A 25523-nucleotide genomic window follows, 5' to 3' on the forward strand; every position below is an offset into this window, starting at 1 on the left:
GATTGATACCAACAAACTATTCTTTGCCCGAACGATCATTTGCAAAAATTTTATTCCTTAAAAACCATAATTTCCACTGATTATCAGGTAGTTGTATTTTTTTCATGCGATTAACAAAATTGAAAACGTGTAATTTTATGCTTATATTTGAAATACCTCTTTTGAGAGTCCGTTCATTGCAATCGACAACATTATCCTTTAAATCAGCATAATAGTGAGTGTAGTAAAGACTAAGAAAGAAATCAGCGTGCCTGTTGCCGAAATTCTCGACGACTACCTTTTGGTTTGCGAAAGCCGTGAAGCTAGTTTGATGGGAAGGAAGGAGGTTTTCATGGGCAAGGCGAAGTTTGGTATTTTTGGCGATGGCAAAGAACTCGCTCAGGTAGCGATGGCCAAGGTATTCAAAAATGGCGATTTCAGGTCTGGTTACTACAGGGATCAAACATTTATGATGGCCATTGGTCAGCTAACGATCCAGCAGTTCTTCGCTCAGCTTTATGCTCACACCGACCTTTCTGCTGACCCTTCTTCTGGTGGCCGTTTGATGAATAGTCATTTTTCTACACGGTACCTCAATGAAAAGGGCGAATGGAAAACGCAGACAGACATGAAGAACTCCAGTTCGGATATTTCATGTACGGCGGGCCAAATGCCACGTCTGCTCGGCCTCGCTTATGCCTCCAAACTTTACAGAAACAATCCTGCACTCAAACACTTTGAAGACTTTTCTATTGATGGAAATGAAGTAGCCTGGGGCACTATTGGCAACGCATCTACATCGGAAGGACACTTCTTCGAAACAATCAATGCAGGCGGGGTACTACAGGTGCCTATGGTCATTTCTATTTGGGATGATGAATATGGAATTTCGGTGCCTGCGGAGTATCATACTACCAAATCGGATATTTCTAAAGTATTGGCTGGCTTCCAGCGGAATAACTCCGAAAATGGGTATGAAATCATCGTGGTGAATGGCTGGGACTATGAAAAGCTCGTTCAGGCATACCGCCACGCAGGCAGGATCGCACGGGATGAACATGTTCCGGTGCTCGTTCACGTAAAAGAGATGACCCAGCCTCAGGGGCATTCTACTTCCGGTTCGCAGGAAAGATATAAATCGAGAGAAAGACTTGACTGGGAGGAGGAATTCGACTGCATAAAGAAATTCAGAGAGTGGATATTGGAAAATGAAATGGCCACTTTGGAACACCTCGAAAGGCTGGAGGAAAGTGCCAGGGAGAAGGCAAAAGCCGATAAGAATGAGGCTTGGAAGGCCTATGTAGCCAGTATCAAGGAAGACCTGAAGGGGGCATCGAATTTACTGGCAAATGCTGCAGGGGTAAGCAAAAATGGTGCGAAAATCAGCGCTATCAACAAGGCGCTGGAGAAAACGCTGAATCCATTGAAGATGGACGTAGTAAAGGCTGTTAAGCGCTCTTTGTACCTTATGCGAGGTGAGAAATACGAAGAAAGACAGCACCTTATCAATTGGCTTAAGATTAAGAACGCCGAACACTGTGAGCAATACAGCAGCCATTTGTATAGCGAATCGGAGCAAAGAGCGGTAAATGTGAAGGAGGTGGCGCCTGTTTACAATGACGCCAGTGTGATAGTTGACGGTAGAGAAGTACTACAGGCCTTCTTTGATCATGCATTTAGCAAGGATCCGAGAATATTTGCGATAGGAGAAGACGTCGGACAAATTGGTGATGTGAACCAGGGCTTTGCAGGACTACAAGCGAAGCATGGCGAGATTCGTGTAACCGATACAGGAATAAGGGAAAGCACCATCATAGGACAAGGTATTGGGGCCGCTATGAGAGGACTGAAGCCCATTGCAGAAGTACAATATTTGGATTACCTGATTTTTACCTTGCAGACCTTGTCTGACGACCTGGCAACGCTTCAGTACAGAACGAAGGGAGGCCAGAAGGCTCCTGTGATTATAAGGACACGGGGTCACCGACTGGAAGGCGTTTGGCACTCAGGTTCACCCATGAGCATGATCATGGGCTCTCTCAGAGGCATATACCTGCTCGTGCCCAGGAACATGACCAAAGCAGCCGGCTTCTACAACACTTTGCTGGCCTCCGATGACACTGCGATAGTTATTGAGTGTTTGAATGGTTACAGGCTCAAAGAGAGGCTTCCGGAAAATATCGACGACATAAGAACGCCGCTTGGAGTTCCTGAGGTAATAAGGGAAGGGTCTGATGTGACCATTGTAACCTACGGTTCCATGTGCAGGATTGTGATGGAAGCTGCAGAGCTGCTTGAGGAGTATGGTATTTCTTGTGAGGTGGTCGATGTGCAGTCATTGATGCCTTTCGATCTCCACCATTCCATTGTTGAATCCCTGAAAAAAACTAACCGTATCATTTTTGCAGATGAAGACGTGCCGGGAGGTGCCTCTGCTTATATGATGCAAAAAGTGCTCGAAGAGCAGGGTGGGTACAAATACCTTGACTCACAGCCAGGTACTATCACCTCTGCTGAGCACAGACCGGCGTATAGCTCAGATGGTGACTACTTCTCTAAGCCCAATGTGGAAAACGTCTTTGATAAGGTGTATGAGATGATGGCCGAAGCAGATCCTGAAAAGTATCCTGAGATATTTAATTGAGTGTGATATTGTCAAGCGTCAAATCTGGGGTTTCTATCACATTGCTATCGTGCAATGCCCTGTCTTTGATGTAGACTTTCAGCTTGAAGGTATCTTTCTTCAAAACGATCCCGAATCCAGCGGATAACATGGAATAGCGAAGGGTGCCGGACAGAGACTTTCCCAGGTTGTCAGTGTCGAAGATTGGGAACCTGGCGTTGAAATTACCACCACACCCGTTGGAAGAAAACACATTGGCCCAGTCCAAAAACTCATAATTCCCGTTGACCTTTCGATAAAAGTCAACAAATATATTCTGATTATTAGGATTTCTTGCGACCAGGAATGTGTCAATTTTAGTAGTAGTTGCTGTTTGACTAGGGAAATATTCAACTTCCTCATATTGTTCACAGTTGTATGGTCTTCTGATATCCGTTTCCGAAAACAACGTTTGTTGAGGTAGCCGATTAAAGTTTTCGTCAAAGGCACTATAGAAGGGAGGCGTGTAGTTATCTCCGCCGATAAAAACAAACTTTCTTGGGTTCGAAGAATCAATGATAAAGTTGTATTTGTTGTACGGATAGTTTTCTTCAGATCCTCTCAGCCCAATATCTCCGTCCCCGTCTTCAAAATTGATATATAGAATAAGCGAATCTGAGCCAGTTGCCTCGTCAAAAAACTCGACCCTGTTATAGGAAATTTTTGGAATGATAGGGAGCTCGTCTGGCGGCTGGCATGCCCACGCCAAGCCCATCACTACCACACCCAGAACAAGACTTTTTAATAATCTATTCTTCATTTCCATCGCTTACTTACCTTATAAAATTATTAAAATTGGATCATCTTTCGCAATTTAAACACATGTCCGAGCTTCTTAGTTTTAGAGACCGCCTTTTAAACCTGAATAATGATCATTTTACTGTCCTCGCTCTGGATATTTTTAAATGGCAGGCCCAACACAATCCCGTCTACAAAAAGTATATTTCATACTTAGCTAAAGACCCAAAAAAAATCAGCCGGTTGGAAGATATTCCCTTTCTTCCGATTGAATTTTTCAAGAATCATGCTATAAAGACAGGTGAATGGGATTCTTCCCTTATGTTTTCCAGTAGCGGCACCACTGGTTCCGTGCAAAGCTCCCATTACCTCGATGATCCTGTATTCTACGAGAAACTAACGAAGGAAATATTTGAGTCGATGTATGGGCCGCTCTCAAATTTCCATATTGTTGCATTGCTGCCCTCTTACCTGGAAAGAAGTGGATCCTCACTTATTTATATGATTGAGCACTTCATAAAGCTCACCGGCTCAAAATTCTCAGGCTTCTTTCTGAAGGATGACAGTGCCCTTTTGCGTGTGATAGGAAAACTTAAAAAGCAGGATGGTAAAAAGTTGCTAATTGGAGTCACTTTTGCCCTAATTGACCTGGCTGAAAGGCGTCAGCTTGACCTTAGCGACTTTATCATTATGGAAACCGGAGGCATGAAGGGGAGAGGGAAGGAGCTGACAAGGGCTGAGTTACATGCTATGTTGAGTGAACGATTGAATGTGGAGCGGATACATTCGGAGTATGGGATGACAGAGTTAATGTCGCAGGCCTATTCGGATGGAGGGGCTGGCTTCGTTTGCCCACCATCGATGAAGGTGATGGTTCGTGATATTAATGATCCGTTTTCGTATCTGCAGGAAAAAAGAGTGGGAGGTTTAAATATTATTGACCTTGGAAACATTCATTCGTGCTGCTTTATTGAAACAAAGGATTTGGGCCGAATAACTAACACGAAAGGGGATTTTGAAGTGCTTGGCAGGTTCGATAATTCGGATGTGAGGGGATGCAATTTGCTGATACAATAGCCCTTACCTCATGCTTCGGAACTTAAAGTGTTTTGATATATGTGTAGATATATATATCTTAGAGCTTCTAAGAACCTAAGTAAAGCCGTTTCGTTATGAAAATTAAATTACTGTTGTTTGCTGTAGCTGTTTTCATGCTTGGTGCTTGTACTCAGAAGACGTGTCCTACTTACGCTAAGTCGGACGTGCAGAAAGAAAAGCCTGCTCAAAGGCTTTAATTGGAAAGTACTCGACCTGGTTGGAAATTATTGAAAGAATATATGCGGTTCTTGCTAAGTAAGTACCGCATATTTTTTTACGTCCATTTCTGTTATACTGCCTGATGACATGATCATCAGCCGCTCCGTCACATTCCTTAGTTCCCTGATATTTCCCGTCCACTCAAATTGCTGAAGCTGCTTAATGGCGGCATCGTCTATTGGTTTTGGTGCCCAGCCGTATTCTGCTGAAATGTCTGCTATAAACCTATCCACGAGTAGTGGAATATCGTCTTTGCGGTCTTTTAATGCCGGCACCTGAATGATAATTACGCTCAGTCTGTGGTAGAGGTCTTCTCTAAACTGATTTTCAGCAATAGCCTTTTTCAAGTCCTTATTGGTAGCAGCTACTACTCTTACGTCTACCTTTACCTCCTTCTCGCCACCTACCCGGGTAATTCTATTTTCCTGTAAGGCACGTAGAACTTTGGCCTGGGCCGAAAGGCTCATATCGCCAATTTCGTCAAGGAATAGCGTGCCTCCGATAGCCTGCTCAAACTTCCCAATCCGTTGTTTTACAGCCGAGGTAAAGGAGCCCTTCTCGTGCCCGAAAAGCTCACTCTCAATTAATTCGGATGGAATGGCCGCACAGTTTACCTCCACCATCGGGCCCGACGAGCGATTACTTTTCTCGTGGATCCATTTTGCAACCAACTCCTTGCCTGTGCCATTCGGGCCGGTAATCAGCACTCTTGCATCAGTGGGAGCTACCTTTTCAATCATTGCTTTGACCTCCTCAATTTTCGGCGACTCGCCCACGATATCGTAAGTCTTGCTTATTTTTTTCTTCAGCACCCTGGTTTCATTCACCAGCTCTTTGCGGTCCAGTGCATTTCTGAGTGTGACCAGCAGCCTGTTCAAGTCCAAAGGCTTTTGAAGGAAGTCGAAAGCACCTTTTTTGGTGGCTTCCACAGCGCTATCTATTGTGCCATGAGCCGAAATCATAATGAACGGCGAGTCAATTCCTTCCTCCATCGCCTTGTGAAGCAATTCAAGGCCATCCATTTTTGGCATCTTTATGTCGCAAAGCACGAGGTCGTACGATCCCTGTTTGAGCATTTCAAGGCCTTCTTCGCCATCTTTTGCTTCGTCAATTTTGAATTTTTCGTACTCAAGAATTTCCCGGAGGGTAGAGCGAATAGATTTCTCGTCGTCTACTATTAGAATTTTTGCCATAGGTAATGAAAATAGGAAAATATGATCCTGTAAGCCGGGTTCTGTGCCTCCCGACAAGTCGGGAGACCCTTATCATTTATCTGGACCAGGCGTCACCACCTGGTTCTATCAATCTACCCACCACGACGAGGCTGCCGAAGCAACCTACAGGAACGAGCAGCCCCTGAATCATGGCATATTTGATCTTTCAATCCGTAAGGTTTACCGTGCCCCCAATGTCACCATTGAGGCGGTGGGCTCTTACCCCACCTTTTCACCTTTTCCCCCAATGCAGAAGCATTACGGGTAGTTTATTTTCTGTTGCACTGTCTGTAGCACTGTCGTCGCCAACAATGCCCCTTCCTGTTAGGAAGTACGGTGCTCTGCATTGCCCGGACTTTCCTCCCCGCTCAGAATACTTTCTGAACAAGGCGATAAGGCGGATCACATTTTCCTAAATAGTTAAACTTATTTGATAACTAAAAGATGCTTATTAGTTGACATCCTTGCCTGTAATGGCAAGTTCCCACTCATCGGCTAGTTTGGCTGTTTCGAGGATCATTTCCTTCAATTTCTGTGGAGGTACTGTGTCGTCAAACAATGTGGTTTCCACCATTAGGAAATCGCCAAGCACCACAAACTTCGAATTGATTAGGTCAACGTTGTGCGCAAGCACTTTGGTATAATCAATTTTTTCGGCAGTACGACATACTCTGGACAGTATCTGAATGACACTCTTGCCATACTTTTTGTTATCAATTTTGCCACCACGCACCGATTGGAACCTACCGTCGGGAAGAGGAACGATCACAACTGATCGGTTATCATCATATTCTGAATATTGGCCGTTAATTTCAGAGGCAAGTTCCTCCATCAACTTTCTTACGTCCATAGTATTATGTTTTATTTTAGGCTTAAAAAATGCTAGTTAGTCTTTTAATTTGATAAGTGTAGCGCCATAGCCAAACCTTTGTTTCTGGGCATCCTGAAAGTACAAGATATTTTTCATTTTACTTAGCCTTTTGTGGATTTCTTCACGCAGAACACCGTTTCCTACGCCATGGATAAACGTTATCTCGTCTCTGCCTGCAGCAATGGCAGAGTCAAGTTCCTTCTCAAAAATAGCCAGTTGGTAGGAGAGAGCCTGCGAGGTAGGTACCTCTTCTTTTTGGCCTGTTAATTTCTCCATATGCAAATCTACCTCGTGAGAGCCGGGTTTCTGATCTGTTTTCGGTGTTGGCGTTGCTTTGGCAGAAAGCATGCTGTTTTTTATCTCGTCAGCGTTAATTTTTGCAGGGTTATCATCCAGTTGATAAACATATCCTTCCTTCGAGGTCATAGGGATAGTACCCTTCTTGTGCATGAAAGCTGCCGCTTTGAACGAGACAACCCTGCTCAGCATTGGCTTACTTTTGTAGATTCCTTTTTGGAAATACATGCAGGTAAATTGCATGTCCGACCAGTTGTCGAAGTTTTGAGAAGACTTGGATGCTATCGGCTGGCTCGACTTTGCTTCAAGATGACCGGCGTGCAGCCCTATTGTAGTGCCTTTCACCAGCTCGTCTATCTTGAAAACCAACTCGTAATCTGTGTTATTGATCAGCCAGACTATGAAAATATCTCCTTTTGGTTCGAAGCCAAGATAAATTCCTTTTTCCGCAACCGCCTGGGTTTCCTTAACAAATGATTTTTGGCCGGAAGAGCTTTGCAGTGCAGCGTTGCCCTTTTTGAAGTGCTCTGCTTCCGTTTTACTCACCAAAACGACCTCACTCTTAAGCACGGGGAAGGAAAAGCCGTCTTCTATTTCTATTTCATAGGTGTTTTCGTTAATCACCCTGATAATAACTCCCTCTTCAGTTCCTCTCAGAAGCCTTACTTTGTCCCCTATGTTCATACAGTTACTTTAACGCCGCTTTGTAAGTTTCTATGGCTCTTTGTCTGGCAAATTTATGTTCAACAATCGGTTTTATGTAATTTTTGCTGTCATATTCCGGCACCCATTGGCGGATATATGCTTTGTCCTTGTCAAACTTGTCTGTTTGCGACTCCGGGTTGAACACCCTGAAGTACGGTTGAGCATCCGTGCCTGTGCCTGCTGCCCACTGCCAGCCGCCATTGTTGGAGGCCAGCTCGAAGTCAAGCAGTTTCCTGGCAAACCAGGCTTCTCCCCATCGCCAGTCGATCAGTAGGTGCTTTGTAAGGAAGCTGGCAACTACCATGCGCACTCTGTTGTGCATATACCCCGTGGTGTTTAATTCCCTCATGCCCGCATCTACTATTGGGTAGCCGGTCATTCCCTCACACCATTGCTGGAATTGCTCCTCATCGTTTCTCCAGGGAATGAGGTCGTACTGAGGTTTGAAGGCGTTGTGCACCACGTGAGGAAAGTTGGACAAAATCATTTGATAGAATTCCCTCCATATAAGCTCATTCAACCAGGTTTGATTGAGGTTCGCTGCTTTTTTCACAGCTGCCCGTATGCTGATAGTGCCATGCCGCAAATGAATGCCGAGGCGGGACGTGCCTTCGATGGCAGGGAAGTCACGTTTCTTGTCATAGGCGGCAATAACCGACTCATCGAAGGTTGAAGGTGGGATGACAATAGAGCTCTTTGAAAAGCCCATTTCCTGGAGGGTGGGGACAGGATAAGGTTTGGTTTTGTGGAAATTCGCTGACGAAGGTGTGATGGAAAACGCTTCCAACTGTAAGTTTTGCCACTTAGCCAGCCATTTGTTTTTGTAAGGCGTAAAAACCTTATATACGCCACCAGTGTCAGTTAATATTTCCTCCTTTTCAAAAATCACATGGTCTTTGAAGGAGTAAAAACCTATCCCTTTCTCCGTGAGCAGCGAGCGGACTGTGGTGTCCCTTTCGTTGGCATAGGGTTCGTAGTCCCTGTTGGTGTAAACGGCTTTGATGTCATATTCCGTCGTCAGCTGTGAAAATGCTGCTTCCGGTGAAGCGCAAAGGATACGTAGTGAGCTTCCGTGGTCTTCTAGCTGCTTCTTTAGCTGCAACAGCGTGCTGTGAATAAACGAAACCCTGGCATCCGTCTTTTCTTCAAGCTTTGATAATATCTGTGGATCAAAAATGAAGATGGGAAGAACGGGTAACTCGTCTTTTAGTGCGTAGAAAAGGCCGGTGTTGTCGGTGAGTCGGAGGTCTCGCCGGAACCAGAAAATATTGACAGCCGTGTGAGTTGGCATAAGTTTTTTCTAAACTAACTGCGCAGTGCTCATTTAGTTATTAAAGCTCGGAAAAATTGAAGGGGGAGTGGCCGTTTACATCGTCTTCCTCTTGCTTTATTTTATCCGAATTGAAGTTGAATGAGGTCTTTTTGTCCTCTTCCGGTGGCTCGGGCTCTTCCCTGTTTTTGACACGCACGTCCTGCATCAAGTCTTTGAAGTTGTTGAAGCTTCGGATGTATTGGAGGCTGAACCCCGCTTTGGTATTGGTCTGGTTACTTATGTTTTGCGTGAGGCTGTTGACGCTGGTTCTGGAGTACATTTTGGCTCTCAATTTGCCGTCGGGTGTAAGCAGGTACTCAAGCGTCCAGTCGCCCATTATGGCCCCCAGTTCGTTGCGGGTAGTGGTGCTGGTAACGCCCCCATCTCTGGAAACCCGCAGTCGGCCATCCAGGAAGGTGTAGGCAAGCCGAAGTTGGAACGTGTTGTAGGCATCGTTGTCAAGGCTGGCAAGGTCGATGTCGATTTCAAGGTTCTCATCCACTTGAGAAATCCAATAGCTGAGCTGGTTGGAGACAAACTCACTCACACTACTGCCGATAGAGTTGGTGCCAACGTTGAAGCTATTGATGGGTGAGAAGCGTCGCAGGATAATCAGGCTGAACACCTGGCGTTTCATTTCCTGCTCATCGGTTTTGACAGTATTTTTAAACCCCTGGATGGTTGTGCCCAAAGGATAGCTATTGGCACCAGCGGTCTCAGGGTAGCCAGTTATCTGAATATCGAAGGCGATGTCTGGTGACATCAAATCCCCATTGAGCTTCATTTGTACGTTTGTAGGATACCGTCTCTTCAGCTCAGGCGTATTTAGCGTAGCGCTATCTATATTGGTTAGAATTGGGGATAACAATGCGTTTTGCCGATAGCCAGCAGTAATGTCCATCTGGGCTTTGTAGGGATCACCCGACCAGGAGATGCTACTTCCGCTAACGATCTCAAATTCCTTATTGATGATATTGTAAAGGGTGAAATTATACCCCCCTTCCTCGATGTCAAGATCACCAAACATATAGAAATCCCCGTTGGTGTCAATTTGCATGTTGAGCTTGCCATTGCCTCTTCCTCGTATGATATCGCCGGATTTTATGTCGAAGATAAGCTCGCAATATGCGTCAGGCGTGATGTCAAGGTCGAAGTCGAGGCGAATATTAGAGAACTTCTCTTCGTCAATATCCGATTCCTCATCGGCTACTTTGGTTGTGTCGCTAAAGTTCACGAATGAGATGAAGTCCTCAACCTGTACGTCGGAGCTTTCGTCCAGCGGAATGAAAATCCGTGTATTTCTATTTGTGGTAGCTTTGGCGCTGATGTTGAGGTTGGATATAGCGCCCAAAAAGTTGATTGAGCCAGTGGCATAAGCGGTGCCGTAGTACAAGGAATTGTCGGCAGCAGCCGTGTTAAGTACTTGAAAGTTATTCAATTGCCCTTCTAAGTCCAGCACAAAGTCTCTAAAACCATCGTGGAAAATACCTCCATTCAATGAAGCACGATGATCCTGCTCGTCTCGGACGTCGAGGTTCCGGACACCTATTTCGTTATCGTCAAAGAAGATATCTCCATTGAAGCTATATGTAGTGTTTAAGTACTTGATCCTTCCTGCCCCATTGCGAAGCGTCCCGGTTCCCCGGAGAATAGGGTAAGTTGGGCTGCCGGAGACTCTGAATTTTCCGCTGGCAGTGCCTTTGATGTCATTAAAGTTTTCGTCGATGAAGGGCTCGAGGATATTAATGTTAGCATTGTCGAAATCGGCAGTGAAGTTGAGCGGGCTTATGCTGTCGAGTGGGGCATAGTAGCCATTAAGTCCAATGATATTTTTGCCTTCCCTTATTACGGTAAGCCTCGACAGTATTTGTTTGGATGCATCGTTCCATGATGATTTACCGGTTAGGTTTCCGACTAAAAATCTATCGACAAAAAAGTTGTCAATTTTAAGGTCGCTTTCAACAATGGAACCCTCACCGTAGTTAATAAGCGTGGCATGCCCGTTTACCACTCCGTCCAGAGGGACAGTTGTGAGCGGGTTGAGGTTAGACAGAGCAAAATTCGTGACCCGTCCTCGTAGCGGAATATTTGTCGAGTCGCTGATATAGCCAGTTAGTTCCACTTCCTGATTTCCCGCCGAAAGCTTCAGGTTTTCAAAGGCAACCGCTTCATCAGTGATAACAATTTGGTTGTTATCTGAAAACTGCCACTTTCCCTCAAGCACTTGAAGATCAGAGGGGTATACTGTTATAATTGTCCTGTCTGGAAGAAATTGAAGATCCCCATATACCCTGGCGTAGTTGGTGGTATTGAGCTGCTCTACGTTGGTTTGAAAATCAATTTGGTTATTACTCCAGATCGCCTCTATGTAGTTGTTTTGAGTAATATCTCTGTTATTGAGCAGCTGTCGCATCGAGGATATGTAAAACATCGATAGCACGTCTGTGCTGTCTGCCGCTTTGCTGGTATTGATGTCTATCTCGTTTCCAATAAAGGAGAACTCCCTGAAGGTTAGGGTATCAATGGCAGTGTAAAGTGAAGCAACTGAAGAGATGTTCTTGTTGAAACCAGCTTCAATTTGCGTCCCTTTAGCTATGTAAAAGTCTTTGATGAAGAGATCCGTCAATGGGTTGATATCCCTGAGTGTCGCATCAACACGTATTTTGTACGGCGATATTTCCTTTGTTGGCTTGCTGGCGTAGTAGCTTTCAATGTCGTCACTATTATTTTTGAATGCCAGCTCATATTCATCAAATGTTTCCGATAAATCCGCAAACAGGGTTGTGTAATCAAAGTTGCCTTCAGCGCTTAAACTCAGATGCTCTGAGAGAATATTAAACGAACGTTGTGTTTGGCTTCTTTGTGAAGTGGCGAGGATACTGTCCGCCTTGAACTGTTTTCCGTTAACTTCAAGTAGTAGGTTGTGTATAGCGGCACTGCCGGTAATACTGTCGATTTCAAGTCCCTGAAAGTCAAGGTCGACTTGCCCCCTGAGAAACACATCGTTGGAAGTAAGCTGCAGAGGGTAGAGAAAGAGTGTGTCAAGCGATGCGTTCGCTTTAAACATATTGACCTGATTTCTGAAGTCAAACGAGCCTTCGACTTGAAGCTTTACGTTGGGGTCGTCGATACTGAGCTTCCCTTCAAAAAAGCTTGCGGCTAGTCGTGCATCAGTTTTGATGTTCACGTAGTCGTAGCCCTTGAGTCCGAGCTTTTGTATGTTGCCTTTCAGGTAAAAATCCGCAGACGAGGGTGTGAGGCCTTTGCCAGAGATACTTCCGGAAAAACTTACTTTCTGGAGAAGTTCGGAGTCACCTGCCAAAGTGCCCAGGTTGAGGTTTCTGACTGTAAGAGAGCCACTGTAAACTGCCTCTTCCGGCGTGCTCGGGAGCTTCAGGTTGACATCGGATTTGGCACTTCCGAGCCTGGAATCAAAATTTCCGTTGGCCACAAAGTCGGTGGGAAAACCAATGAACCTGCCATCGAACCTAATGAAACCGAGGCGATTCAATATGTAATAGTCTTCACTATCCATGTAGATGCCAAGGTCGTTGGCCAGTAGCGTCGATTGATCAAGTCGGAGGTCAATAAAGGTTTCCATAAAGTTGGGCAAGCCATTGAAGCTGGCATTGCCAAAGAGCTGACTATTGTCGCCGAAAAACAGACTAAACTTCTTCAAGCTAAAATTGGTAACTCCTCCGCTGAAGTCGCCTGATATGGAATAGGTATCATCGTACTTTTCGAGGTAGGGCGAAAAGTGTCGCAGATCCCGGTTGCTTATTGTCGTGCTGTCGAAATGAGCAACGATGTTGACGCTGTCAACAAAATAGGTGAGATTGGAAGGGTTGGAAAACTCAAACTTGACATAGTCCCGTAAATGGCTGTGTTGGGTATGCAGGTCTAAGTCAGAGAGCTCCATTGTTTGATAGGTGAGCAGAAAGTTTGTCTGGAGGCTGTTGACCTTCAGCTTTTTGCTTTTCTCGCCGGCGGCCAGCTTGTCTACCCTGAATTTGACAGTATCCAGCCGTTGGTAGAAGTTGCTAAGGTCGCTGAATATGCTGTCGATGGTAAACTGGTAGTAGTTGAAGCCTACCTCAATGCTATCCTTTCTCATGTCATTGAGAGAGAACCGGCTTTTCTCCAGTTTGATCCGGCTCACACTTATCGGACGTGGCAGCGAAGTTCGGGCAGTAGTGTCTTTGGGCCGTAATTGGCTGATGAGAAAGGAGATGTTGTCGAGTTGGTTGTCGGCGAACTTTACCAGCCGTACATCGGCTCCGGTTATTCGGGCGGCGTCAAAATGTAGCTGACTGGGACGTAGTAAATCAAGAAGGCTAAAATCGACCAACAACCTATTTATGGTAATCATGCTGGTATCCTGGAGATCCTTTACTTCCAGGCTATCAAGGGTAATTTCATCAAACCAGTTGACATCCACTTTTGCAATGGTAACTTTGTGCCCTGTTTGTTCATAGAAGGATTTGGAGGCGTAGGAAACCAGCCATGTTTGAACAGCCGACGATTGCAGCGTGATAAACAAGCCAATCAGCAAAAGTAAAATGGTAAGTGAAAACCAGTAGAAGGCTTTCCCAATACCATAGAAAATGACAGATGTTTTAGTTTTATAGTTCAAATCAACTGTATGTCCCCGACCATCTTAGCGATCGAATCTTCGTGCGATGAGACTTCTGCCGCTGTGATCAGGAACGGTAAAATTCTTAATAATATTATTGCTACGCAATCTGTTCACCAACGATATGGTGGTGTGGTACCAGAACTGGCCTCCAGAGCACACCAGAAGCATATTGTGCCTGTAGTAGATCAGGCTTTGAAAGAAGCAGGTATTGATAAACACCAACTAGATGCCATTGCGTTCACGCAAGGGCCTGGATTATTGGGTGCTTTGCTTGTGGGTAGCTCCTTTGCTAAAGCAATGGCCTGGGGGTTAGGGGTGCCTCTGATAGCCGTTAACCATATGCAAGCCCACATCCTGGCGCATTTTATTGAAGACCCAAAACCGGCGTTTCCGTTTCTGTGCCTTACAGTAAGCGGCGGGCACACGCAGATAGTGCTGGTGGAGTCACCCATGCGCATGCAGGTGATAGGCGAAACGCAGGACGATGCAGTAGGGGAGGCGTTTGACAAAGCGGCCAAAATGCTGGAACTGCCCTATCCCGGTGGCCCGTTTATCGATAAGTTGGCGCAAAAAGGCAATCCGGAGGCCTTTCAATTTCCGCTCTCAGAAATGCAAGGCTTGAACTACTCCTTCAGCGGCATAAAAACGGCCATCCTCTACTTCCTGAGAGACCAAACAAAGACCGACCCGACATTTGTTGAAAACAATATCAACGACATTTGCGCCAGTGTCCAGCACACTTTGATCCACATGCTTTTGCAGAAGCTGAAGAAGGCCGCAAAGCAAACAGGGATAAGCCAAATTGCCATTGCCGGAGGTGTGGCAGCTAATTCAGGGCTTCGGCAAGCACTTGAAAATCAACGTGCTGAGCTGGGTTGGGAGGTGTATATTCCCAAGTTTGAGTATTGTACCGACAATGCTGCAATGATTGCCATGACAGCCCATTTCAAATACCTTGAAAAGGACTTTTCATCGATGGATGTTGCCCCAATGCCTAGGATGAAATTTTAATTTTATGCTATTTTAGTTTTTATAAAAACGCTCAGTTAAATATTGAATGGCAAAGGACGATAAGCGATTTTCAAACTCTGTAAACATCAAAAACAAGAAGGCCCGTTTCGAGTTTGAGTTTATTGATACGCTTGTAGCAGGCATTGTGCTCAAGGGGACTGAGATCAAGTCCATTAGGGAAGGGAAAGCCAGTTTGCAGGAAGCGTATTGTTACTTCAATAGGGGAGAGATCTTTATCAAGGCGATGAATATTACCCCATACGCCGAGGCCACCCATTTCAACCATGATCCTGTGAGAGAGCGAAAGCTCCTGATAAAAAAGAGGGACATTGAGAAGTGGCAATCAAAAATGGAAGAAAAGGGCCTTACCATAGTGCCGGTGAGACTTTTTATGACCGACAAAGGACTAGCTAAAATGGAAATAGCCCTTGCAAAGGGTAAAAAAATTCATGACAAAAGAGAAAGTATCAAAGAGAGGGATAGCAAGCGAGAGCTAGACCGACTTAGACTGTAAACCTTATGATTGAGACCGAAAAGGGAATTTGTAGATTATGCCTTGTGCCGGTTATGTGCGAACCATCCTTTCACTCGCTTCAGCTAAGCGAGCTTCTTTTTGGGGAGCACTATGAGGTTTTGGAAGCAAGTGAGGACAAAAAGTGGATAAAGGTAAAAATCCATTTTGATGGAGTGGTTGGGTGGATTTTGAAGGTGCATTTCTATGGAATCACACAGGAGTATTTTGAGCAGATCAATCACTCTGACTACAAAGTTTGCACGGATTTGACAGCGAATATCTTCTTCAAGAAACACTACCTGAACATCCTTATAGGAAGTGTGCTGCCGATTTCCACCAATGAGCTATTCAAAATAGAGGAGCAGTTGGCGTTCAACGGAAACTCGAAAAGCCTCGGTCAGCGTCGTGATTATGGTTTTCTTCGTGAAATCCTGCAGAAGTATATGTACTCCCCTTACAGAGCTGGTGCAAGGTCTCCTTATGGCATCGATGATATTGGACTTGTGCAGCAGGTGTATCGCATGGTGGGATATCCGGTACCCAGGAGTTTAAAGCAACTTGCCGCCACGGGCGATCAGGTTGATTCGTGGAGTGAGTCTAGGCCCGGGGATTTACTTGTTTGGAGTGTTAAAGACGAAGTAAAGGCGGGCATCAACATAGGAGAAGAACAGGCGGTGATAGTGACTGATTCGGTGAAGATTGTTAATATTGATGACAAGGGTCTAACCAGTGAAATGAGAGAAGGGCAGCTAGTGGCGGTGAGGAGGATCCTCAAAATGTAGAAGAGGCATGAGCTTAAAGAGGAACGTGTTGGTTCTTAATCAGGACTATTCTCCCTTGACTGTTTGTTCGGTGGAGAGAGCATTTCTTCTTGTCTTTTTGAATAAGGCTGAAATGATTTCGCCTGTTCCCAACGTTTTTCTGCATACTGTGGACACTTCTTATCAGGCCCCATCGGTCATCAGAGTATCCAGGTATATCAGTGTCCCCTACAAAGGAGTTATACTGTCTCGCCAAAACGTTTTCCGGCGTGACAACCACGAATGCCAGTATTGCGGTACCAACCGGGATCTCACCCTTGATCACCTCGTTCCTCGCTCGAAAGGAGGAACCTCCAGCTGGAAAAACCTTGTTACTGCCTGCAAACATTGCAATGCCAAGAAAGGCGATTATGCGCCCGGTGAAGTCGGGATGAAACTTAGAAAAGAGCCTTTCAAGCCGTCTTACATCATGTTTTTAAAGACCTCCAATGGCAGTGTGTTCGACGAGTGGCGACCTTTTTTGCAACTCAAGTCGGAGGCGCTATAGACCACCCCATTTTCCTCTTTACATCTCCCCAACGATCCAGCCATCTTTTGAGGTGTCCTTTTGTTACCTCCATTTTTAGGGTCCTGCCGAAGAAGACAAATGCTTTTGGTGAGCCGACAACTGTGTCTCAAAGGCTGGCCGATGTGACCGGAAAAATAAATTCATGATTTTTTAAGTGGCCTGACCCGATTTCACTCCTTTTCCTGTAGTAGGGGGTGAAGGGAATTTGATCACATAAAAAGACCATGTAATATGAAAGTAAAACAGTTAGTCGGAATGCTCACCTGTTTGGTGATGTTAGTGTTTGCAATAAGTTGTGGGGACGATGAACCGGAACCCTCGAAGTTCAAGCTGGAAGCAGATATTGAATTTAGCCCGGAAAACCCGGCTGTGAATGAAGAAATTACCCTAGATGCAAGTGGTTCAGTAGATGCGGATGCGATTGGCTTCACTGCCGAGTGGACGCTGCTGTCGCAGCCTGGTGGCAGCACAACCAAAATAACCAACGCCGATGCCATTATTGCTTCTTTGATCCCTGACGTGGAGGGGGACTATGAAGTCCAGTTGAAAATTTCGAATGCTGATGAAGGCGTAGGCGATACCAAGACGGTGACTATAAATGCTCTGGCACCTGGTTATGTGGAGCTTAGCGGATTTATAGACAGCGACATGACGCTTGAAAACATCAATCTTGACCCTGCACTTATTGATTATTTGGTAACAGGAGATGTGTCAGTGCTTGCTGTTCTCACCGTAGAGCCAGGGGTCGTTATTCATTTCCAGGAAGATAAAATGATGAAGATTGAGCAGGGTGGCACTTTGCTGGCAGCAGGTACCGAAGCCGACTCCATCATTTTTACAACAGCCAACGAAGAGGCTGATCTGTTTTGGAAGGGGCTTTACATACAGTCAGCCAGTGCGCAGAACATACTTAAGTACGCCGAAGTTTCATACGCTGGCAACACAGCAATGGATTTTAACGGAGCTGACTATAAGGCTGGCGTAGGTGTAAATGGAGGCGGAAATATCAAGATTGAAAATAGCCTGTTTGCCAGCAATAAAGGATATGCAGTTTATCTCGACGACGATGGAGGGAAACTGAACACCTTCAAGGACAACCTCTTTGTTGACAATGAAAACGGCATGGCCGTGTGGGCTGAGACGGCAGCTAGTGTCGACAATACCACTACGTTTACCAATTCAGCAAATGCTGATGTTGAAATTTTTTCCTCCTCAATTGCCGAAGCCACGGAAATAACCTGGAAAGCATTAAGCAACGATGCTCGTTATACAGTTTCGGGGGACATAGATGTGAACGGGGTGCTTACTATTGCTCCGGGAGCTAAATTCGGTTTGGATGAGGATGTGAAGATTACCGTCGACGGCGCATTCATTGCTGCCGGCACAGCGGAAAGTCCGATTGAATTCACAACATCCGATGGAGCTTCCGCACTTCGCTGGAAAGGTATTTATGTGAACTCGGCAGATGGCAGAAATATATTGAACCATGTCACGCTTTCTTATGCTGGAAATTCGGTGATGAATTTTTCAGGCGAGGACTTTTCTGCTGGTGTTGGTATTGAACCTGGTAAAAAAATGGCATTCAAAAATAGCACTTTTTCCAATAACAAAGGATACGGCGTATACGCCGACGACGCAGGCGGACTAATAGATGCTTTTGAGAGCAATACGTTTGTTTTGAACGATAGGGCGGTTGGCTTGCCAGCTGACCAGGCCGAAATGATAGACGGTGCTTCTGTTTTCACGGACAATACCAATGCTGATGTTGAAATTTTTGAGTCGGATTTTTCGGAATCCAAAACGTCGACATGGAAAAAACTTAGTGGAGGTGCTGCCTACAGATTGTCGGGCGACATGGATGTAAAGGGTAAGCTCACCATTGCCGCCGGAGCTATCGTGAACTTTGATGAAAATGTTTTGGTAAGGGTTTTTGGGTCGCTCACAGCCGTGGGAACTGCCACCGACCGCATTGTATTTACGACATCAAACCCAGGAGGCGAGCTCTATTGGAAGGGCATTTACATCAGCTCTGCCAGTAGCCTCAATAACTTTGATTTTACCGATTTTTCGTTCGCCGGTAATTCTCCCATCGATTTCTCGGGAGCCGATTTTGCAGCTGCCATTGGCGTGGATATCACCGGCAAGGTATCGGTGACCAACTCTACGTTTACCAACAATAAAGACTATGGAATCTACGCCGATGAGTCGGGTGGGCAGATAGGTAGTTTTGGAACCAACAGCTTTTCTGACAACAAAAGAGGTGTAGGTATACCAGCCGATGAACTTGATGCCATGGATGGAGCAAGCACCTTCACCAACAACTCATTTGCCGACGTGGAAGTGTTTGGAAGTGACCTGGCCCAGGACAAAGTGGTCACCTGGAAGTCGTTGACCACCGGCGCTTCTTACAGAATTACCGGAAATATCAGGGTGTTTGGACAAGTTACTGTGGAAGCAGGTGCTTCTTTCAAAATGGACGAAGACGTCCAGATTCTGGTTGATGGCGCATTTACGGCAAAAGGAACTTCCACTAACAGGATCACTTTCACCTCGTCAAATATCGATGGTGGACTGCACTGGAAAGGATTTTATTTTTCGTCAACAGATGCCAGCAATGAGTTTGATTTTTGCAATATCGCTTACGGGGGGAACTCACCGCATGACTTTAATGGAGCCGATTTTCCAGCCAATATTGCCGTGAATTCAGACGGAAAGGTAACGGTAACGAACTCCACCATTTCCAACAGCAGTGGCTACGGAATCTATTCAAAGGGCGTGACCAACGATTTTGCGGGTGCGGCAGCCGGCAACACTTTCACTGGCAATGCAAATGGAAATAATCAGGAATAGGTAAAAACCTATCGATAAACACAGGCAGCTGAATTTCTTGTAAAGGCCCGATCCAAAAGGATCGGGTTTTTTATGCTTCCGCCCGTAGATTAAATACGGAATATTCTATTTATTCTTTATAGCTTTATACTTTCAAAGAGTTAATAGGCATCTAATTTATTATATCAAACGATGGGTGAAGCGGAGCTGGTGAAACTGATAGACAGGATCAATAAAGGTGACCAAAAAGCCCTTGATGAACTCTTTCCCGTTGTTTACGATGAGCTTCGGAAAAATGCCCACCATTTGAGGTTTAAGTTTCGGCAACAAGAAACCCTGAACACCACTGCACTTGTGCACGAAGCATATTTGAAACTCTCGAAAGCTGACCTGAGCCAGCTTCAAAGTAAAGAGCACTTTTACAATCTGGCGGCCAAAGCCATTCGGCAAATTTTGGTGAACGCATGCCTGAAAAAGCAGACCGACAAGCGAGGAAATCAACCCAGTCATTTGAAAATTGATGACCTTGAAGAGCACATAAATTTTACTGAAGAAACAGGAACGGCTATTTTGAAAATACATGAAGCTTTGGAAGTGCTTGAGAAAAGGGAGCCTACCTACGGAAAAATTGTTGAATGCCGTTTTTTTGCTGGACTGTCCATCGATGAAACAGCAAAGATATTGGGCACTAGCCCTTCCACAGTCAAGCGGTCGTGGAGCATGGCCAAGACCTGGCTTCACATGCAGCTTTCACCATCAGCAGCCTAATCTCTAAGTCTACGACATGGAGCAATATTCCCAGGAGGAATGGATCGATTTTTTAACAAAAATGAACCTCACAGCCGAGGCATTGCCTGGTTTACTGGGGCATCAGGGTGACGCTGAGTCATTTTTTGAAGTGTTGCAAGATAACCTTTCAAAAGAGCTTTCCGACAGCCTGGAAATAAGGTTGCCAGTGGGTTACATTATTGGTAAATACCAGGTGGTAGGGGAGGCTGGTGTTGGAGGAATGGCAGTGGTTTACAAAGCGAAAAGAGCTGACAACCTGTTTGATCAGCAAGTGGCAATAAAGGTGCTTTCGCCACTGCTCAACACTGACAAATACGAACAATACTTTAAAGCGGAACGGCAACTACTGGCTTCGCTAAATCACCCCAACATAGCAAGCATTTTTGACGGAGGGATTACAGATGATCAGTCGCCTTACCTGATCATGGAATATGTGGATGGCTTGCCTATTAATCGTTATTGCCAACAGCATCGGCTAAGTATTTCTGAGACGCTTAACCATGTTATGATCCCGGTCTGTCGTGCGGTAATTCATGCCCACAACAACTTCATCCTGCATAGAGATATCAAGCCTTCCAATGTTCTCATTACAGATGATGGCCAGGTCAAACTGCTCGACTTTGGCATTGGAAAACTCTTTGATGACCAGTTGGAGGAAGATACTTCTTTTGGCGGCACATTGAAATACGCATCCCCCGAACAGCTCTCGCACAAGCCGTTGTCCGTTCAGTCCGACATCTATCAGCTCGGAGTGCTTTTGTATGAGCTGCTCACCGGGCGCATGCCGTTTGAAGGCGATGAGAGAGGCGCAGTGATTTCAAGGATACAGAACGGGCAGTTTCAGACCCCAACGACCCTTAACCCGGCCATTAAGGCGGACCTGAATGCAATTATTGTAAAGTGCATGGCAGTTGATGCCGGGCAGAGGTATCAGACAGTGACGGATTTAGTCGCTGATCTTCAGAATTATCTTCACCATTTCCCGGTGTCCGCCAGAGAGGCGAGCTGGGGTTATTCCTCCCGCCTGTTTTTAAGGCGCAACACACTTGCCTCGGCACTTGTAGCAGTCATTGTGATAGTATCAATGGGCGCTGCTATCATTACTCAAATTCAGAAGCGAGCACTGGAAAGGGAGCAGCAAAAGGTGATGGCTTCCAACGAGTTTCTGACTAAAATATTCGAGGCAAATGACCCAGGGGTGGTGCAGGGAGAAGAGGTGACGGCCGCTGCCTTGCTCCGAAATAGCGAGAAGGAGATCAATAATATCAGTGACCCTGAGATCAAAGCCTCGGCACAGGTGCAGCTGGGTAGTTTATACAAAAGGCTGGGTTTGTGGAAGGAGTCGGGATCTTTTTTCTTCGATGCCCTCCAATATTATCGGGAACACAATGGAAGTGCGCTTGAAATTGGCAGACTATACAATGAGATTTCTGGCTACTACCGGGACATGTCGGAGTACGATAAGGCTGATTCAACCATTCAGTTGGCGATCAGCCATCTTGAACGGGAAAAAGAGGTCAATCCATTGGCATTGGCAATGTCTTACAAAGACCATGGGTATGTTCTGTACCTGAAAGGCAAATATGAGCAAGGGGAGGGTGAAGTGAGAAAGGCAATTGCTCTCATTGAACACGCCATTGCTTCAGGACACACCGAAGGAGGGGGGAGCCTGAAAAAGGAAATTCAACTGGGGTTTGCCTACAACTATCTCAGCAGCAACCTTCGGGAGCAGTCAAAGTATGAAGAGGCACTTGAGGCGAGTTTGGCGGCAGTTGAACTGGGTGAGAAATTCGAGGGTGAAGATGTTACCCTGAAGCTTATTGCTTTAAACAACCTCTCATTAGTATATAGCCGACTTCATGACTTTGAAAAACAGGTGCAGATACTCCGGGACTTGCTGGATGAGAACTTTCGAATTTATGGGCCTGATCATCCAAGTACGCTTAGTTCCTATGCGAATTTGGGATCTGCCTACTACAAGCTGAAAGACTATGCTAAGTCAGACTCTTTGCAGCTTCTGGCTTACGAAGCCTACCTGGCAAAATTTGGCCCCTTTCACAATTACACAGTAAGCGTGTTGTACAATCTCGGAAATTCAAAATTTGGACAGCGGGATTTTGGGAATGCGCTGAGCTACTATGAAAAGGTGCTTGCGGCTGATGTCAATAATTTTGGTGACGATCATCCTTATGTAGCAGGCGACTATGTGAGCATGGGAATGACTTGGCAGGCAATGCAGAAGTTTGATGAGGCTGAGCGAAGTTACCAAAAGGCATTCAGCATTTATCTCGACAAGCTGGGGGCGAAAAGCAGAAAAATAATCGATGTTTATTCAAACTTTGGGGATTTGTACGGCGAGTTGAACGACATGAAAAAGGCCAAACTCAATTATACGAAGGCCATTGAACTAAGCAAGGAAGTATTAGGAGAAGACCACCCGTACCATCAGAAGTTGAAAGACGAATGGGCTGCTCTTCAGCCTAAGCCATAGCAGCCAGATGTTTGCCGCCTTATAGCTCTATTTTGAAAACTGTCTTTTTTCCAACCTCTGATTCTACACCCAGGGTGCCTCCGTGCATGTGAATGATTTGCCTCGACAGGCTGAGGCCTATGCCAGACCCCGTAGGCTTAGTGGTGTAAAACGGAATGAAAATATTGTCGATGGCTTCCGGAATAATGCCGGGCCCATTGTCTTCCACTTCAATGACAGGGCGTAGCTGATCGTTGGTATATCCCCTCACGATGACCTTTGCATTTTCTTGATCCTTTAATACCTCAATCGCATTTTTCACCAGGTTGATGAGTACCATTTCCAGTAGCTCGTCGTCCACAATCATAGTCATTTCATCGTCGTCCAATTCTGTAGCAATGGTCACTTCGCTGGCCTTCGTTTCTGCCAAATACAGGTTTTCGATCCTGGCCAGCAGTGTCGCTGCTTTCACGGGCTTCAGTGCCGGTTTTGGAATCTGGGTGAAGTCCCGGTAGGCATGGACAAACTTTTTGAGAGCGTGACTCCTGTTCTCTATTGCCTGAAGGGCCTCATTAATGTCGCTAATTGTTTCCTTCGACATTTGCTCCTCGTTGTCGGCATGAGTTTCCTCTTCAAACATCTCTTTTAGCGTGGAAACCAAAGAAGAAATTGGCGTCACCGAATTCATGATTTCATGCCGGAGCACTTTGGTCAGGTTTTGCCAGGCCTCCAGCTCATTTTGTTGCAACTCCGACCGAATATTTTGCAGAGAAACAAGTGTTAGTTCCCTCCCTCTTATCCTCAATCGGGAGGTGTGGATGGCCAGGTGAACAAGTTCATTTTTTCGGTAGAGGGTATTACCCCCCGTTGGAATTGACTTTAGCAGGGTGTAAAGCTCCGGGTCGGTTGCGGAAAGGTCTTTCAGCGCTGTCAGGTTGTCAAGTGCCAGCAGCTTTTTTGCCATTTGATTGATGAGCCCCACTTCGCCGGTATCGTCGTAGCTTAAAATGCCCACTTGCACGTTTTTTACCAGGGTGTCCAGAAATTGAAGGTTTTCCTCATTTTCCTTTCTGGTAAGTCTGAAAGCATCGAGCACCTCTTTCATTGCCTGGTTCAGTTGTTTGAAAGACCTCCCAACCCGGTTGTCAGCATCAAAGCCAATAATGAAGTCGTCGTATTTTATGGATTCAATGAAACGGGTCAGCTTGCGGTTGGTGCTTTCGACATAGTAAAACAGACTGAACAGAGAGAAAACGCCCACCGAAAAAATAATGGTAGCACTAACATATTTACTGCTTTCGATCAGCCAAATGAAGGCCATTGTCAATAGCCCAATAAAAGCTACCCGCAGAAATATCTGAAACCGGAAGCTGTTAAAAATCATATTTCTCCATTCGGCGGTACAAGGAAGAGCGGGTCAGCCCCAGCTCCTGAGCCGCCTGGGTAATATTGCCATTGTGGCGTTTGAGTGCTTTGCGGATGAGGATACGCTCCATCTCCTCTATGTTGTAGGCATCCAGGTTTACTGCTGCCTCGTCAGTCTCTTTGCCACCCTGGTTCAAAAAGAAGTCGTCTGCCTCAAGTACCATACTTCGGCTCATAATCACAGCCCGCTCCACGGCATGCTGCAATTCCCTCACATTTCCCGGCCAGCTGTACTTTTGCATTCTTTTCAGCACCGAAGGACTAAGCGACCGGATGGGCTTGTTGTATTTTTTGGTAAACTGCCCGAGGTAGTGTTCTGCAAGCAAAGGAATATCGTCAAGGCGATCTCTCAATGGCGGGATGTTGATTTCGATGGTGTTGATGCGGTAGAGTAGGTCCTGCCGGAATTCGCTCTTTTTCACCATGTCGTACAGGTGCATGTTGGTGGCGCAAATGAGGCGGATGTCAATAGGTTTGGCTTTGTTGGAGCCAACCCTGGTAACCTGCCTCGACTGTAGCACTGAGAGTAGCTTGGCCTGGAGTGGTGTCGACAGGTTGCCAATTTCGTCGAGAAACAAAGTGCCACCAGAAGCTGTTTCGAAGCGTCCTGCACGGTCTTCTCTCGCATCGGTAAACGAACCTTTTGTATGTCCAAATAGCTCGCTTTCGAATAGTGTTTCGCTCACCGCCCCCAAGTCGACGCTGAGAAACACTTCGGAAGCCCGTTTCGAATGGCGGTGGATAGCCCGTGCCACCAGCTCCTTGCCTGTGCCATTTTCGCCGAGGATCAGCACGTTGGCATCTGTTCCCGCTACCATTTCTATGGTGTCGAACACTTTCATAATGGCATCGCTTCTGCCAATAATCTCCTGGTACTTGGTATCCAGGTCCTCGTTGATCTGTTTTTGTCTGTCTTTGAGTTTGTTGGTCTCCAGCCTCGACTCACGCAGCCTCATACAGGAAGAAACTGTGGCCAGCAACTTTTCGTTTTCCCAGGGCTTCAGCACAAAGTCCGTTGCACCTTCCTTGATGGCCTTTACTGCTACTTCCACATCACCATAGGCGGTGATCAGTATCACAACGGCCGATGGATCCATTTCGAGGATTTTGTCGAGCCAGAAAAAGCCTTCGTGTCCCGAGCTAACATCTTTCGTGAAATTCATGTCCAGGAGAATGACATCGAAAGTTTCATTCATCAGAATATTGGGAAGAGACTCAGGGTTTTTCTCTGTCACCACCTCCAGGAAATGTCGCTTCAGAAATATTTTAGCGGCACTCAACACGTCGGGGTTGTCGTCAACAATCAGAATTCTTCCTGCCTGGTTACTCTTTTTCATTTATACACAGCTTTTGCCCACTCCATTTTAAACAATAATAATACCTTTTACCTAGAGAAGTAAAAGCAATCTCAATTGCTTGAATATC

General features: G+C 45.8%; 18 protein-coding genes and 1 other RNA gene. 10 read left to right on the forward strand and 9 right to left on the reverse strand.

The window, feature by feature from the left end; genetic code table 11:
• The first annotated feature begins 214 nt into the window (after window positions 1-214).
• Entirely contained in the window at window positions 215-2623 is a 2409-nt protein-coding gene (locus tag RIF36_RS02005) for an alpha-ketoacid dehydrogenase subunit alpha/beta (RefSeq protein WP_350126898.1), read from the forward strand.
• On the opposite strand, the gene RIF36_RS02010 is transcribed toward RIF36_RS02005, so the two are convergent.
• The gene (locus tag RIF36_RS02010) at window positions 2616-3401 is read right to left on the reverse strand and encodes a hypothetical protein (RefSeq protein ID WP_350126895.1); all 786 of its coding nucleotides are present in this window, start codon (window positions 3399-3401) and stop codon (window positions 2616-2618) included. The genes RIF36_RS02005 and RIF36_RS02010 overlap by 8 nt on opposite strands.
• A gap of 62 nt (window positions 3402-3463) precedes the next feature.
• On the opposite strand from RIF36_RS02010, the gene RIF36_RS02015 reads away from it, so the two are divergent.
• Window positions 3464-4456 carry a LuxE/PaaK family acyltransferase gene (locus tag RIF36_RS02015; protein WP_350126892.1) on the forward strand — a complete coding sequence of 331 codons (993 nt, stop codon included), beginning with the start codon at window positions 3464-3466 and terminating at the stop codon, window positions 4454-4456.
• Between the two features lie 95 nt (window positions 4457-4551).
• Window positions 4552-4674 carry a hypothetical protein gene (locus tag RIF36_RS02020; RefSeq protein ID WP_255471521.1) on the forward strand — a complete coding sequence of 41 codons (123 nt, stop codon included), beginning with the start codon at window positions 4552-4554 and terminating at the stop codon, window positions 4672-4674.
• Between the two features lie 54 nt (window positions 4675-4728).
• Here RIF36_RS02020 and RIF36_RS02025 read toward each other — a convergent pair whose 3' ends face one another.
• From RIF36_RS02025 to RIF36_RS02050, 6 genes are all read right to left on the reverse strand, one after another.
• Window positions 4729-5889 carry a sigma-54-dependent transcriptional regulator gene (locus tag RIF36_RS02025; protein WP_350126889.1) on the reverse strand — a complete coding sequence of 387 codons (1161 nt, stop codon included), beginning with the start codon at window positions 5887-5889 and terminating at the stop codon, window positions 4729-4731.
• 14 nt (window positions 5890-5903) lie between these two features.
• Window positions 5904-6319: RNase P RNA component class A (rnpB, locus tag RIF36_RS02030), an RNA gene on the reverse strand.
• A gap of 42 nt (window positions 6320-6361) precedes the next feature.
• Entirely contained in the window at window positions 6362-6760 is a 399-nt protein-coding gene (locus RIF36_RS02035; RefSeq protein WP_151998364.1) for a hypothetical protein, read from the reverse strand.
• Between the two features lie 36 nt (window positions 6761-6796).
• Window positions 6797-7762: a Smr/MutS family protein gene (locus RIF36_RS02040; RefSeq protein WP_350126886.1), complete on the reverse strand. Its 966-nt coding sequence runs from the start codon at window positions 7760-7762 to the stop codon at window positions 6797-6799.
• 4 nt (window positions 7763-7766) lie between these two features.
• Complete coding sequence (locus RIF36_RS02045) at window positions 7767-9074, reverse strand: cryptochrome/photolyase family protein (protein WP_350126883.1); 1308 nt, start codon at window positions 9072-9074, stop codon at window positions 7767-7769.
• 40 nt (window positions 9075-9114) lie between these two features.
• Window positions 9115-13728, reverse strand: a complete 4614-nt coding sequence (locus RIF36_RS02050) for a translocation/assembly module TamB domain-containing protein (protein ID WP_350126880.1) — start codon at window positions 13726-13728, stop codon at window positions 9115-9117.
• A 9-nt stretch (window positions 13729-13737) separates the two neighbouring features.
• Here RIF36_RS02050 and tsaD point away from each other — a divergent pair, with 9 nt between their 5' ends.
• From tsaD to RIF36_RS02085, 7 genes are all read left to right on the forward strand, one after another.
• A complete protein-coding gene (gene tsaD, locus RIF36_RS02055) occupies window positions 13738-14742 on the forward strand; it encodes a tRNA (adenosine(37)-N6)-threonylcarbamoyltransferase complex transferase subunit TsaD (RefSeq protein WP_350126877.1) in 1005 nt (334 codons plus the stop codon).
• Between the two features lie 46 nt (window positions 14743-14788).
• A complete protein-coding gene (gene smpB / locus RIF36_RS02060; RefSeq protein WP_317487401.1) occupies window positions 14789-15256 on the forward strand; it encodes an SsrA-binding protein SmpB in 468 nt (155 codons plus the stop codon).
• 5 nt (window positions 15257-15261) lie between these two features.
• Complete coding sequence (locus RIF36_RS02065) at window positions 15262-16038, forward strand: C40 family peptidase (RefSeq protein ID WP_350126874.1); 777 nt, start codon at window positions 15262-15264, stop codon at window positions 16036-16038.
• A 7-nt stretch (window positions 16039-16045) separates the two neighbouring features.
• The gene (locus RIF36_RS02070) at window positions 16046-16564 is read left to right on the forward strand and encodes an HNH endonuclease (protein WP_350096542.1); all 519 of its coding nucleotides are present in this window, start codon (window positions 16046-16048) and stop codon (window positions 16562-16564) included.
• A 252-nt stretch (window positions 16565-16816) separates the two neighbouring features.
• Entirely contained in the window at window positions 16817-19435 is a 2619-nt protein-coding gene (locus RIF36_RS02075; RefSeq protein ID WP_350126871.1) for a right-handed parallel beta-helix repeat-containing protein, read from the forward strand.
• A 171-nt stretch (window positions 19436-19606) separates the two neighbouring features.
• On the forward strand, window positions 19607-20182 hold the full coding sequence (locus RIF36_RS02080; RefSeq protein WP_350126868.1) for an ECF-type sigma factor: 576 nt from the start codon (window positions 19607-19609) through the stop codon (window positions 20180-20182).
• 16 nt (window positions 20183-20198) lie between these two features.
• Window positions 20199-22694 (forward strand): protein kinase domain-containing protein, encoded by a 2496-nt coding sequence (locus tag RIF36_RS02085; protein WP_350126865.1) that lies wholly within the window; start codon window positions 20199-20201, stop codon window positions 22692-22694.
• A gap of 19 nt (window positions 22695-22713) precedes the next feature.
• Here the strand turns inward: RIF36_RS02085 and RIF36_RS02090 are convergent, their stop codons facing one another.
• Both RIF36_RS02090 and RIF36_RS02095 read right to left on the reverse strand, forming a co-directional pair.
• Window positions 22714-24057, reverse strand: a complete 1344-nt coding sequence (locus RIF36_RS02090; RefSeq protein ID WP_350126862.1) for a sensor histidine kinase — start codon at window positions 24055-24057, stop codon at window positions 22714-22716.
• On the reverse strand, window positions 24047-25435 hold the full coding sequence (locus tag RIF36_RS02095; protein WP_350126859.1) for a sigma-54-dependent transcriptional regulator: 1389 nt from the start codon (window positions 25433-25435) through the stop codon (window positions 24047-24049). Before RIF36_RS02095 ends, RIF36_RS02090 begins: the two co-directional genes overlap by 11 nt.
• Window positions 25436-25523 lie beyond the last annotated feature (88 nt).

Source organism: Imperialibacter sp. (assembly GCF_040222815.1).
In the GTDB taxonomy this organism is placed as follows: Bacteria; Bacteroidota; Bacteroidia; order Cytophagales; family Cyclobacteriaceae; genus Imperialibacter.

Bases quoted from the DNA above. Each gene is read 5' to 3' on its own strand.
- RIF36_RS02040 (WP_350126886.1), bottom strand. From the start codon at position 7,762: ATGAACATAGGGGACAAAGTAAGGCTTCTGAGAGGAACTGAAGAGGGA.
- RIF36_RS02075 (WP_350126871.1), top strand. From the start codon at position 16,817: ATGAAAGTAAAACAGTTAGTCGGAATGCTCACCTGTTTGGTGATGTTA.
- RIF36_RS02080 (WP_350126868.1), top strand. From the start codon at position 19,607: ATGGGTGAAGCGGAGCTGGTGAAACTGATAGACAGGATCAATAAAGGT.
- tsaD (WP_350126877.1), top strand. From the start codon at position 13,738: ATGTCCCCGACCATCTTAGCGATCGAATCTTCGTGCGATGAGACTTCT.
- RIF36_RS02085 (WP_350126865.1), top strand. From the start codon at position 20,199: ATGGAGCAATATTCCCAGGAGGAATGGATCGATTTTTTAACAAAAATG.
- RIF36_RS02070 (WP_350096542.1), top strand. From the start codon at position 16,046: ATGAGCTTAAAGAGGAACGTGTTGGTTCTTAATCAGGACTATTCTCCC.
- RIF36_RS02010 (WP_350126895.1), bottom strand. From the start codon at position 3,401: ATGAAGAATAGATTATTAAAAAGTCTTGTTCTGGGTGTGGTAGTGATG.
- RIF36_RS02015 (WP_350126892.1), top strand. From the start codon at position 3,464: ATGTCCGAGCTTCTTAGTTTTAGAGACCGCCTTTTAAACCTGAATAAT.
- RIF36_RS02065 (WP_350126874.1), top strand. From the start codon at position 15,262: ATGATTGAGACCGAAAAGGGAATTTGTAGATTATGCCTTGTGCCGGTT.
- RIF36_RS02035 (WP_151998364.1), bottom strand. From the start codon at position 6,760: ATGGACGTAAGAAAGTTGATGGAGGAACTTGCCTCTGAAATTAACGGC.
- RIF36_RS02020 (WP_255471521.1), top strand. From the start codon at position 4,552: ATGAAAATTAAATTACTGTTGTTTGCTGTAGCTGTTTTCATGCTTGGT.
- smpB (WP_317487401.1), top strand. From the start codon at position 14,789: ATGGCAAAGGACGATAAGCGATTTTCAAACTCTGTAAACATCAAAAAC.
- RIF36_RS02090 (WP_350126862.1), bottom strand. From the start codon at position 24,057: ATGATTTTTAACAGCTTCCGGTTTCAGATATTTCTGCGGGTAGCTTTT.
- RIF36_RS02045 (WP_350126883.1), bottom strand. From the start codon at position 9,074: ATGCCAACTCACACGGCTGTCAATATTTTCTGGTTCCGGCGAGACCTC.
- RIF36_RS02095 (WP_350126859.1), bottom strand. From the start codon at position 25,435: ATGAAAAAGAGTAACCAGGCAGGAAGAATTCTGATTGTTGACGACAAC.
- RIF36_RS02025 (WP_350126889.1), bottom strand. From the start codon at position 5,889: ATGGCAAAAATTCTAATAGTAGACGACGAGAAATCTATTCGCTCTACC.